Origin of the sequence: Candidatus Pantoea persica (assembly GCF_013753875.1) — a bacterium.
Lineage (GTDB): Bacteria > Pseudomonadota > Gammaproteobacteria > Enterobacterales > Enterobacteriaceae > Pantoea > Pantoea persica.
The window spans coordinates 269105-280513 of the sequence record NZ_SMDS01000019.1 but is presented as its reverse complement, the minus strand read 5'-3'; the positions used below and the strand labels follow the sequence as shown (position 1 = coordinate 280513).

The following is an 11409-nucleotide window of genomic DNA, read 5'->3' as shown; positions in this document are numbered from 1 at the left end:
GCGAGTGACGGCATCAGCCCACCCTGTGCTCAAGGCTGATTGCTAGCAGTTTTTGTGCTTCCACGGCAAATTCCAGTGGCAGCTCAGAGAAAACGTCTTTACAGAAGCCGTTGACGATCATTGAGATCGCATCTTCTTCGCTGATACCGCGCTGCAGGCAGTAGAACAGCTGATCTTCGCCGATGCGCGAGGTAGTCGCCTCATGCTCCAGCTGCGCAGTGTTGTTGCACGTTTCCACACAGGGGAAAGTATGCGCGCCGCATTCCGAGCCAATCAGCATCGAGTCGCACTGAGTAAAGTTACGCGCGTTGGTCGCGGTCGGCATGATTTTCACCAAGCCGCGGTAGGTATTCTGGCTCTTGCCGGCCGAGATGCCTTTGGAAATGATGGTCGATTTGGTGTTTTTACCAATATGGATCATCTTGGTGCCCGTATCCGCCTGCTGACGGCCGCCGGTCAGCGCCACCGAGTAGAACTCGCCAATAGAGTTATCGCCGCGCAGGATGCAGCTCGGGTATTTCCAGGTGATGGCGGAACCGGTCTCGGACTGGGTCCAGGACATATTGCTGTTCTCGCCTTCACACAGCGCGCGCTTGGTAACAAAGTTCAGAATGCCGCCTTCGCCTTCGCCGCCCGGGAACCAGTTCTGTACGGTAGAGTATTTCACTTCCGCATTTTTATGGATGATCACTTCTACCACCGCCGCGTGCAGCTGATAGCTGTCGCGCACCGGCGCAGAGCAGCCCTCGATGTAGCTGACGTAGCTGTCTTCATCCGCAATCAAAATGGTACGTTCGAACTGACCGGTTTTCGCCGCATTAATGCGGAAATAGGTCGACAACTCCATCGGGCAACGCACCCCTTTCGGGATGTAAACAAAGGTGCCGTCAGAGGCGACTGCCGAGTTCAGCGCGGCAAAGAAGTTATCGTTCGCCGGTACCACGGTGCCGAGATACTGCTGCACCAGCTCTGGGTGTTCCTGAATCGCTTCGCCGAACGAGCAGAAGATAATGCCCTGCTCCGCCAGCTTGCCGCGATAGGTGGTGGCGACGGAAACAGAGTCGAAAATCGCGTCGACCGCGACTTCACGCCCTTCGCGCACCGGCACGCCGAGCTGATCGAAGGCTTTTTCAACTTCCTGCGTCAGGTAGTTGTTGGTCTCTTCCACGCCTGAAGACTGCAGCGCGCTCGGCTCAGAGGCGCAGCTGTCGTCGCAGTTTCCGCAGAAAGGCGCCGAATAGTAGCTGTAATCCTGATAGTCCAGTTTGTCGTAGTGCGCTTTCAGCCAGTGCGGCTCTTCCATTTCAAGCCAGGCGCGAAAGGCTTTCAGACGAAACTCCAGCATCCACTCTGGCTCGTTACGCTTAGCCGAGATCGCGCGCACCACATCCTTATTGATGCCGTACGCCATTTCGTCGGTTTGCAACTGGGTAAAGAAGCCCTCTTTGTAATTGAGCTTGCCTTCCCACATTTGTACATCGTCAGATGTTTCGATGTGTCGTGACATATTTAACTTACTCGACGCCAAAGCTTTCACCGCACCCGCAGGCGTGCTGAGCTTTGGGGTTATTGAATTTAAAGATCTGATTCAGGCCTTCGCGGACATAGTCCACCTCGGTGCCGTCGACAAACGGCATCGCCTGAAGCGGCACATAGAGCGTTGCGCCGTTATGAGTAAACTGCAGATCGTCGGCGGCTGGCTCTTTCACTAGATCCATGACGTAGCCGAAGCCGGCGCAGCCGGATTGTTTCACCCCGAGATGCAAACCCTTGACCGCAGGGTCTTGCGCCACCAGAGTGAGAATTTGTTTTGCGGCGGAATCAGTCAGCGTCAGACCTTTCCAGACGAAATCGTCAGGCGAGAATGTTGCTGCATTTACAGATGCCATATTGATACCTCATAAGTCCGGACCTTTTCAGGCTATCCCTCTATGGTAAGGATCTGGGCGATCACTTCAACCTCTTGTTTTGCAGGGATAATCATCTGGTGCTGTTTTCACTGCTGTTTATTTAAGCATAGCTGCTCTACAGCCCTTTGCTGCGGGGCAAATCCGCCCCCAGCAGCCAGGATAACTTTTTAAAATTACGTGAAAAATTTTTCGGCTAGTTGTTAATTAATTCTTATTGATAGGTTACGCCTTTATGCGCCGCAGGGGGGCATTGCTCTTGCCGATTTTTATTAACAGGCTAAGTAAATCATCGAATTTTTCGTGCGCCGCAATTGCAATCCGCTCTCAGTTGAATATGATAATTATTATCATTAACTATTTGAGGTGGCTTTATGACGATTTCCGTCTCAGCTTGGTTACAGCAAAAGATCGACAACTATAAATTTTCCGTGCGCGATATCACTGTCGATTTCTACCTGGCGCAGGCAAAGCTGAACCGGGCCGACTGCTCTATTTATCAGCTGCGTCAGTTTAACGACACCTGTCTGGATATGGCCGAAATCCGCCAGATCAACGGCGACGATCAGGGCTACCTGCATGCGATGGGCAAACTGCATCACCGTCTGGTGCAGGATATGGGTAACAACTGAACAGCGATCGGCTGTTCCGCATCCAAGCCGATCAGCTGGCGCTGGTCGGCAAGTGGGACAAAGCCACCGTGCTGCAGAGCGATTTCGTGCGTCACGCAGGCTGGATATTCTAATCCAGCCGTGTCGTGACGTCGCGCACAATTTTTTACATCAGCGTCAGCAGTGCCTGAAGCGGATGCTGCACGCCGTTGCCCTCCAGTCGTTTCACCTGGCTGCGGCAGGAATAGCCCGTCGCCAGACAGCGCTGGCGCGGCAGTTTCTGTAGCTGCGGATGCCACGACATCTCATAGATGCCCAGCGAATTGTCGAAGTTTTTGCTCTCATGGCCGTAGGTGCCCGCCATCCCGCAGCAGCCGACATTGATATTCTCCAGCTTTGCGCCGAAGCGCGAAAAAATATCCTGCCAGTGATCGGGCGCGCTCGGCAGCGCCGTCACCTCGGAGCAGTGAGCGAACAGATACCAGCTCTCGCCGCTGCTTTGCTGCACCGTGCGCGCGCTGACCACCTCGCGCAGCCACTCATGCACCAGCTGAACGTGAAAGGCGCCGCGGCGCTCGCCAAGCGTCTGTTGATACTCGTCGCGGTAGCACAGCACCGTCGCCGGATCGACGCCCACCATCGGCATGCCGAGCGCCGCCGCTCGATTTAAACAGTTGGCTGTCTTTGCGGCGGTGCGCGCAAAACGCTGCAAAAAGCCTTTGACGTACTGCGCCTTGCCGTTAGGCATAAACGGCAGCAGCACCGGCCGCAGGCCGAGCTTTTCAATCAGGAGAATAAAGTCGGCAATCAGGCGCGCCTCGTAGAAGCTGGTAAAGGGATCCTGCACCACCAGCACATAGTCGGCGCGCTGATCCGAGCTGAGCGCCTCCAGCTTCTCCAGCGTCATCTCCATCGCCGGATGGCCGCTCAGCTGCTGCTTCAGCGACGGCACCGAGAGCAGCGGCAGATCGACCATGCCGATATGCTTTTTGCTCAGCTCGCGCATCCACGGCTGCTGCAGGAAAAAGTTAAAGGTTTTCGGCGCCTTCGCCATCAGCGGCGCATAGCTCTCCACCTCCGCCACCAGATGGTCGCCGGCCGGACGCAAATAGCGTGTATGGTAGAGCTGCAGAAAGCGCGAGCGGAAGCTAGGCACGTCGATTTTGATCGGACACTGCGTCGAGCAGGCCTTACAGGCCAAGCAGCCCGACATCGCCTCTTTTACCTCGTGGGAGAAGTCGTACTCGCCCTTGCTGGCGTGCCAGCTGTTGCGCGCCCGGCTGATAAAGGCGCGCAGCGACAGCGTACTCTCCGGTAGCTGCTGCTCCAGTTGCAGCGGATCGACGCCCTGATCCGCCAGCAGGCGCAGCCACTCACGCGTCAGGGTGGCGCGCCCTTTCGGCGAATGGATGCGGTTGCGGGTAATTTTCATCGACGGGCACATCGGGCTGCGCACGTCGAAGTTAAAGCAGAGGCCGTTGCCGTTGCACTCCATCGCGCCGCGCCAGTCGCTGCGTACCGTCAGCGGTATCTGGCGGTCATAGCTGCCGCGCGTCATCGCATCCACCTGCATCATCGGCTCATTGCTGTCGAGAGGGGTGCAGATTTTGCCAGGGTTGAGGCGGTTATCGGGATCGAACGCCGCCTTGATGCGGCGCAGCTCGTTAAACAGCGTCTCGCCGAAGAAGGCCGGGCTGTACTGCGCGCGGAACCCCTTGCCGTGCTCGCCCCAGAGCAATCCGCCGTAGCGCGCGGTCAGCGCCACCACTTCATCAGAGAGGGTTTTCATCAGCATCTCCTGCTGCGGATCGCACATGTCGAGCGCTGGCCGCACGTGCAGCACGCCCGCATCGACGTGGCCGAACATGCCATAGCTCAGGCCGTGGCTGTCAAGCAGCGCGCGGAATTCGATAATATAGTCGGCTAGGTGCTCCGGCGGCATGGCAGTATCCTCAACAAAGGGGATCGGCTTGGCGCGCCCTTTGGCGTTGCCCAGCAGCCCGACCGCCTTTTTGCGCATATTGTAGATGCGCTCGATGCCCGCCAGATCTTCGCACAGTTGATAGCCGATGACGCCGCCCTGGCGCTGCGCCATCAGCCCGTCGAGCCGGGCGCAGAGCTCGCTGACCTGCTGTTCGATCAGCACGCCGTCGTCGCCTGCGAACTCAACAATATTCAGGCCGAGCATCTCTTTATCCGGTACGTCGGCGATCAGCTCGCGCACCGAATGCCAGACGATATCTTCCCGCGCCAGGTTCAGCACACGTGAGTCCACCGTTTCCACCGACAGCGCCTTCGCCTCGACCATAAAGGGCGCATTGCGCAGCGCGGAGTCGAAGGAGTCGTACTTGATGTTCACCAGGCGGCGCACTTTGGGGATCGGCGTAATGTCGAGCCGCGCCTCGGTAATAAAGGCCAGCGTGCCTTCGGCGCCGCACAGCAGGCGAGTAAGGTCGAATGTTTGCATATCGTCGCTAAAGACGTGGCGCAGATCGTAGCCGGTCAGGAAGCGGTTGAGCTTTGGAAACTTCTCCAGGATAAGCGCGCGCTGCTCGCGGCAGCGCGACAGCACCTGGTGGTAGATACGCCCTTCCGGCGTCGGCGTCTGCGCCAGCGTCTCCGCCAGCGCGGTCGGTATCGGTCGGGTATCGAGAATATCGCCGCCGAGCAGGACGGCGCGCAGCCCCAGCACATGGTCGGAGGTTTTGCCGTAGACCAGCGATCCCTGACCCGATGCGTCAGTGTTGATCATGCCACCGAGGGTGGCGCGGTTGCTTGTGGAGAGCTCGGGAGAGAAGAAATAGCTGTAGGGCTTGAGCCAGGCGTTGAGCTGATCTTTCACCACGCCCGCCTCGACACGCACCCAGCCCTGCTCGGGGTTGATCTCCAGAATGCGGTTCATGTGGCGAGACATATCCACCACGATGCCCTGATTGATCGACTGGCCGTTGGTGCCGGTGCCACCCCCGCGCGGCGTGAAAACCAGCTCGCTAAAGCGCGCTTCGCCCGCCAGGCGCGCGATCAGCGCGACGTCGGCCGTGGAGCGGGGAAAAAGCACCGCATCCGGCAGCAGCTGGTAAATGCTGTTGTCGGTCGACATCAGCAGGCGATCGGCGTAGCTGGTGGCGGTATCGCCGGTGAAACCCTGCGCGTGAAGCGACTCGAGGAATGTCAGCACCCGTTGAACGAGGCCGGGTGCCTGTGAAATCTGTGGGATCATTATTAGTAGACCGGATGTTGTAAACGTTTGCGTTGCTTGTTTTGTCTGAACATTTCGTTTTAACACATTTTTTTGCCGCTCGCTGTTTTTTCAGGAAAGGCGTTATCGCGCCGCTTCTGCTCTGTTTAAAGCCCGCAAAATAGCTCATCATTAAGCTGGGCTTGTTTGCCCCTTTATGAAGGATTATTTGAGGTCGTTGTTCCTTATGAAAAACCTGCACCGCACTCCGGATTTCCCGCAGATGCTCTTCACGCTGCTGTTTATCCTGCTGATGATTGTTGCCTGCGTCTGGATTGTTCAGCCTTTTATTCTCGGTTTCGCCTGGGCAAGCATGGTGGTGATCGCCACCTGGCCGCTGATGCTGCGCGTCCAGCGCCTGCTCTGGAACCGTCGCTCGCTGGCCGTGGCGGTGATGACGTTGCTATTGCTGCTACTGTTTATTATCCCTATCGCCCTGCTGGTCAACAGCCTGATCGACAACAGCGCGCCGGTGATCGCCTGGGCGACGCAGGGCCATATAGAGATGCCGTCGCTGCTGTGGCTGAATGACATCCCGGCTATCGGCGACAAGCTTTTTTCCAGCTACCACAAACTGGTGGCGGGCGGCGGATCGGCGATTATGGCGAAGCTGCAGCCCTATGTCGGCCGCACCACCGGCTTTTTCGTCGCGCAGGCGGGCCATTTCGGCCGGCTGATGATCCATCTGGGCGTAATGCTGCTCTTCAGCGCCCTGCTCTACTGGCGCGGCGAGCAGGCGGCGCAAGGCATTCGCCATTTCGCCTTCCGCATGGCGGGCCACCGCGGCGACGCGACGGTGCTGCTGGCGGGACAGGCGATTCGTGCCGTAGCGCTCGGCGTAGTGGTGACCGCGCTGGTGCAGGGCGTGCTGGGCGGCATCGGGCTGGCGTTATCCGGCATCCCCTACGCCACGCTGCTCACCGTGCTGATGATCCTCTGCTGTCTGGTGCAGATTGGGCCGCTGATTGTGCTAGTGCCCGCCATCGTCTGGCTCTACTGGAGCGGCGATACCACCTGGGGCACGGTGCTGCTGATCTGGAGCTGCGTGGTCGCCACGCTGGATAATGTGCTGCGGCCCATGCTGATCCGCATGGGCGTGCCGATGATCCTGATCCTCTCCGGCGTCATCGGCGGTCTAGTCGCCTTCGGCCTGATCGGCCTCTTTATCGGGCCGTTGGTGCTGGCGGTCTCCTACCGTCTGGTTTCCGTCTGGATGCACGAGGCGCCTACGCCGGCAGACGACCCGGCAACCGTGGTGGATATCCTCTCCGATCGAGACGAAGAGCACCTTCCCTCCTAACGCCATCAGGGCGAGAGCGCGTTAGTGGGTGGTAGCACTCCAGCAGCTCGCGCCGCCAGCTATTGTCAAACTGCATATTCTCTCCCGAGCGGCGGCCAAGTGTAGCCAGGGTCGCCATCGTTGTGGAAAACCGGATGTGGCGCGTTCCGCAGCAGAAATCAGCAGCGGAACAGAGCCAAGTATAGTGGCGGGAAGGCGATTGTAACAGGCGGGCACGCTGACGCCGTCAGCTAATCGGGCGCGCAGTGCTGGCGAGCGATCAGCCGCGCCAGCCCATCCGCCCTGACCTGCGGGAAGAGCGCGCCCTGCAGCAGCGCGTCATCATCGACGCCGCAAATTATCATCTGCTGGTGCTGGCAGTGGCTGCGGAAGTTATCAAGGATGCTTTGAATAAAGAGCGAAAATGAGGCGCGTTTTGCCAGCAACTGAATACACTGTTTATCCAGTTTGATGTAGTCAAAGAGATTATCGTAGACCGCACGCGTGGAGACGTTACCAGCGCCAAAATGAGATAAGGATAAACGGAATTGTGCATTTAATGCGGAAATAAAGGGGGCGTTAATTCCGTTTATAGGCTGCGGAAACGTTTCGCTGAGGTCCAGTATTAAAAAGGTAATTTTTCTTATTTTCCGCATCAGCAATTCGCTCGCCAGCAGCGTGCGCGCAAGATTCTCGTCGATGCACATGAATGCCGTCAGCTGGTTTTCCTCAAAAAACGCGCGCTGCTGCTCCAGCAGAACAATCTGGCTCTGCAGCAGGCGTAGCAGCAGGCGTAACTGTTGCGTTTCATCAAGTTGAAGCAACAGCAGGTCCTGCGGCAGCATAATGGGCGCCGTCCCATGCACATACTGGCTGACCAGCTCGACGGCCGCCAGCTCTCCGCTGGGCAGGTAAACGGGATAAAACCATATTTCCGACTGATAGTCGGCAGATAAATGAACTCTCATTTTTTTATAGCCAGACAAAGTGGCGACTGGCGCATCGTATATCATCGAAATCGGGCAGGCAATAGTACCAAACGGCAGAAGAGATGGACATATTTGCCGCTAAATTCCCCTTTGCCAGCGACGCCATACGCCTAAGCCAAATAAAGGCAATACCCTCCGCCTTTTCCTGAGAAAATTAAATATCAGCTTTATTGATATAATTATTTATCGGCAGCGTAAATTGCTATTTTATATAAGAGTTAATCTGCCGCCCCTCTTCTGCCGCTATTTCCGACGCACGGCGGGTTAATTTGGCTTAAATGCGGCGCGCCTGCCAGAAGGCGTGGCGCCAGTACGGATTGTCCAGCGAGGAGCGTATCACTCCCTGGCTGGTGAAGGCGTGAATAAAGGCGTTGTCGCTGTCGTAGATGCCAACGTGCAGGCCGTTTTCCCCGGCGCCGGTTTTGAAAAACACCAGGTCGCCTAGCTGCAGATTTGCTTTGCTAATGCGCGTACCGATATCGCTCTGGGCGCGAGTGCTGCGCGGCAGCTGCAGATCGAACCTGTCGCGCATGATGAATAGACAAAGCCGGAGCCGTCAACGCCGCCGCGGCTCATGCCGCCATAGCGATAGGGGGTACCGCGCCACTTGCCCAGCTGATCGTTAAGCTGCGCCACCACCATAATTGAATCTGAGAGCTGGCCGTTGACCGACGGCGCGCGATGGCTGCTGCATCCGGCCAGTACCAGTAAAATGACACCTGTTTGCATTCCTCACATCCTCTGTCAGCCACAATGACGTTGCTCTATCTTCAGGCGCGCAGGCTGGCAAACGCAGCACATTCAGGGCTGCACAGTCAACAGCGGACGATCGTCCAGCTCCCGCAGGCGAAACGGCATCCCATAGAGTTCGCTGAGGCGGTGCCCTGCGCAATCACCTTGCTCTGCGCCATTAGCCACACCTGGTCGACGTGATGCAGCGTATGGTTGAGGTCATGGCTACTGGCAATCACGCAGACGCCGGCGCGGCACAACTCGACGATCAGGCTGTGCGCCCCTTTTTGCTGGCAATATCCAGCCCGGTCATCGGCTCGTCGAGGATCAGCACTTTGCCCTGCGGATTGATCGCCGGATCGATCTGCGCGAATACTGCCGCCAGCCTGACGCGCTGCCATTCACTGCCGGAGAGCTGCGCCAGCAGGCGCGTCAGCTTATCCTGCAGCTGCAGCCGGTCAAGCAGTGCGGTCAGGCGCATCTCTGACTGCCTGTCCGCAAGGTGCAGACGCAGGTAGTGATAAACCGGCATGATGCCCGGCGGCGACTGCTGCGGTAGCCAGGCGTGCGGCCGCGCCAGCAGGCAAACGTCCCCTTCCCCTGCCAGTAGCTCCGCCATGCGCGCCAGCAAGGTACTTTTGCCAGCGCCGTTCGGCCCGACCAGTGCAGCTGCGTGCCGGCGCCAGTCGGCCGGGAACGCCGGCATTCCGCAGGCGCAGCAACATGTTACTGCGCCAGCGCCTACTCGATATGCTGGCGGATAACCTCGTCGTCAGGCGTCATATCGGGTACGAAGCGTGCCACGACCTTGCCTTCGCGATCGATCAGGAACTTTTCGAAATTGCACAGGATATCGCCCGGCGCCTTCGGAGCGCGACCTTTGCTGACCTGGCGCTCTAGGAAGCCGCTGCCAGCCGGACGAATCGCCTCCGGCTGGGCCGCTACCAGCTGCGCATAGAGCGGATTACGCGCCGGGCCGTTGACCTCGCCCTTGCTCAGCATCGGAAAGGTGACGCTGCAGAAAGTCTTGATCTCGTCATTGCTGCCCGGCTCCTGCTCGAGGAACTGGTCGCAGGGAAAGCCCAGCACGCTGAAGCCCTGCGCCTGATAGCGCTTCTGCAGCGCCTCCAGCTGCTCATACTGCGGCGTCAGTCCGCATTTTGAGGCGACGTTCACCACCAAGCAGCACCTTGCCCTGCCAGCTTGCCAGCGTGGTTTTCTCGCCGTCCAGCGTGTCGACGTCAGTTTGATAAAGGCTCATTAGAAGACTCCTGTAGAAGATGCACATAAGCCAGCCGAAGCTAGCGCGAAGATTTTATCAGCAGCGCGATAAACAGCGGCGCGCCCAGCGTGGCGGTGACCACACCAATCGGCAGTTGGGCGGCGACCAGCATCATCCAGCCGTAGCGCCAGTCGATGCCGCTGAATCCGCCCATCATCCAGTACATCAGCTGGCGCAGGTCAAGGCTGGTGCTGAAGTAGACCGCCTAAGCCATGATGGCGCTACAGATAATGCCCAGCACCACGCCGCAGACCGCCAGCGTGCGCGGCAGGTGCAGCTGCCAGACAAACAGTTGGCCGATGTCGCTCAGCCACTGCGACGGCGCTATCCAGCTGTCACCCGCGCACAGGCCGAGGATAATTAGCGCCAGCAGGAGAAGGCTCAACGCCACCAGCCAGCGTCGACTGCGGCGATCCGCCTGCAATGCTGGCTGCTCTAGCAGAGACATAGTTGAGGATCGCTGAGAAAACAGAGATTTGATTGTAAGAAATTGACGGAAAAAGAAAGCGCGCCGCGGAGAGCATTAGCTGTGGTTCTGGTGCGGCGGCAGCGAGCTGCGGTCATTCTGCTGCGCGTACGCCTAGCTGCGTGACGGCGTCTTTTTCCCGCCGGGCGGCTGGGCCCTGCCAGCCGCGGCCGCTCCAGTAGCCGTGCGGCCCCTTCAGCCCGACGTTACGGCCGTGGTGCGCCTGCCACCAGCTCAGCGTGCGCCAGTCATAACCGTCCCATTAGTAGCCGCGGTGATCGCATTCCTCAACTTGCCTGTGGACGCCCGGCGCATAGTGATGGACGGCAGGCGCGGCGCTTGCCAGCAGCGGCATCCCTAACAGGATGCTTAACAGCAGTGCAGTTTTTTTCATTGTTAACCCCTTGTTATCCTTTGCCGCTGTTATAATAAAAGCGCGGCGCAGGTCACTATCAGCGCATGCCGATTTGCAGCTCTTTTTCCAGATGCTTACACAAGCCTGACAATGTGAAGGGAACGGGGATAATGGCGAGAAAAGCGGCGCGGCGCGCGCGTGAAAAAGGCCGCCCTGTGCGGCCTTTTTGGCAACGCTGAAATCGGTCAGTCGTTATCTTTCGGAGAAGCGTTTTCGACACGGCTTTTCAGCTTCTGACCCGGGCGGAAGGTCACCACGCGGCGCGCAGTGATCGGAATATCTTCCCCCGTTTTTGGATTTCTGCCCGGACGCTGATTTTTATCGCGCAGATCAAAATTACCAAACCCAGACAGTTTTACCTGTTCACCATTTTCCAGAGCGCGGCGAACCTCTTCAAAAAACAGCTCCACCAGCTCTTTAGCGTCACGTTTGCTTAGCCCCAGCTTCTCAAACAGGTACTCTGACATTTCAGCTTTTGTAAGCGCCATAG

General features: G+C 58.1%; 10 protein-coding genes and 4 pseudogenes. 2 read left to right on the top strand and 12 right to left on the bottom strand.

Features of this window, described 5'->3' with window-relative positions; all coding sequences use genetic code 11:
• Window positions 1-13: 13 nt before the first annotated feature.
• A complete protein-coding gene (gene sufB, locus EIO60_RS12115) occupies window positions 14-1507 on the bottom strand; it encodes a Fe-S cluster assembly protein SufB (protein WP_258576927.1) in 1494 nt (497 codons plus the stop codon).
• Window positions 1508-1514: 7 nt separating this feature from the next.
• Complete coding sequence (sufA, locus tag EIO60_RS12110) at window positions 1515-1889, bottom strand: Fe-S cluster assembly scaffold SufA (RefSeq protein ID WP_258576926.1); 375 nt, start codon at window positions 1887-1889, stop codon at window positions 1515-1517.
• 392 nt (window positions 1890-2281) lie between these two features.
• On the opposite strand from sufA, the pseudogene EIO60_RS12105 reads away from it, so the two are divergent.
• Window positions 2282-2652, top strand: a pseudogene (locus EIO60_RS12105) (hypothetical protein).
• Window positions 2653-2684: 32 nt separating this feature from the next.
• On the opposite strand, the gene ydiJ reads toward EIO60_RS12105, so the two are convergent.
• On the bottom strand, window positions 2685-5738 hold the full coding sequence (gene ydiJ / locus EIO60_RS12100; protein WP_258576925.1) for a D-2-hydroxyglutarate dehydrogenase YdiJ: 3054 nt from the start codon (window positions 5736-5738) through the stop codon (window positions 2685-2687).
• A gap of 205 nt (window positions 5739-5943) precedes the next feature.
• On the opposite strand from ydiJ, the gene ydiK reads away from it, so the two are divergent.
• Window positions 5944-7056, top strand: coding sequence for an AI-2E family transporter YdiK (gene ydiK, locus EIO60_RS12095; protein ID WP_258576966.1), 1113 nt, complete (start codon window positions 5944-5946; stop codon window positions 7054-7056).
• Window positions 7057-7286: 230 nt separating this feature from the next.
• Here the strand turns inward: ydiK and EIO60_RS12090 are convergent, their stop codons facing one another.
• The 9 genes and pseudogenes from EIO60_RS12090 to ihfA form a co-directional block, all read right to left on the bottom strand.
• A complete protein-coding gene (locus EIO60_RS12090) occupies window positions 7287-8003 on the bottom strand; it encodes an EAL domain-containing protein (protein WP_258576924.1) in 717 nt (238 codons plus the stop codon).
• Between the two features lie 295 nt (window positions 8004-8298).
• Window positions 8299-8753 (bottom strand): annotated as a pseudogene (locus EIO60_RS12085) (C40 family peptidase).
• Between the two features lie 86 nt (window positions 8754-8839).
• Window positions 8840-9016 carry a hypothetical protein gene (locus tag EIO60_RS12080; protein WP_258576923.1) on the bottom strand — a complete coding sequence of 59 codons (177 nt, stop codon included), beginning with the start codon at window positions 9014-9016 and terminating at the stop codon, window positions 8840-8842.
• A gap of 8 nt (window positions 9017-9024) precedes the next feature.
• Complete coding sequence (locus EIO60_RS12075; protein ID WP_258576922.1) at window positions 9025-9462, bottom strand: ATP-binding cassette domain-containing protein; 438 nt, start codon at window positions 9460-9462, stop codon at window positions 9025-9027.
• 35 nt (window positions 9463-9497) lie between these two features.
• Window positions 9498-10017, bottom strand: a pseudogene (locus EIO60_RS12070) (thioredoxin domain-containing protein).
• Between the two features lie 106 nt (window positions 10018-10123).
• Window positions 10124-10486 (bottom strand): annotated as a pseudogene (locus tag EIO60_RS12065) (iron chelate uptake ABC transporter family permease subunit); the annotation flags it as partial.
• 112 nt (window positions 10487-10598) lie between these two features.
• Window positions 10599-10742, bottom strand: a complete 144-nt coding sequence (locus EIO60_RS12060; protein WP_258576965.1) for a hypothetical protein — start codon at window positions 10740-10742, stop codon at window positions 10599-10601.
• A gap of 24 nt (window positions 10743-10766) precedes the next feature.
• Window positions 10767-10898, bottom strand: a complete 132-nt coding sequence (locus EIO60_RS12055; protein ID WP_258576921.1) for a hypothetical protein — start codon at window positions 10896-10898, stop codon at window positions 10767-10769.
• A gap of 206 nt (window positions 10899-11104) precedes the next feature.
• Window positions 11105-11407, bottom strand: a complete 303-nt coding sequence (gene ihfA, locus EIO60_RS12050) for an integration host factor subunit alpha (protein WP_033747517.1) — start codon at window positions 11405-11407, stop codon at window positions 11105-11107.
• Window positions 11408-11409 lie beyond the last annotated feature (2 nt).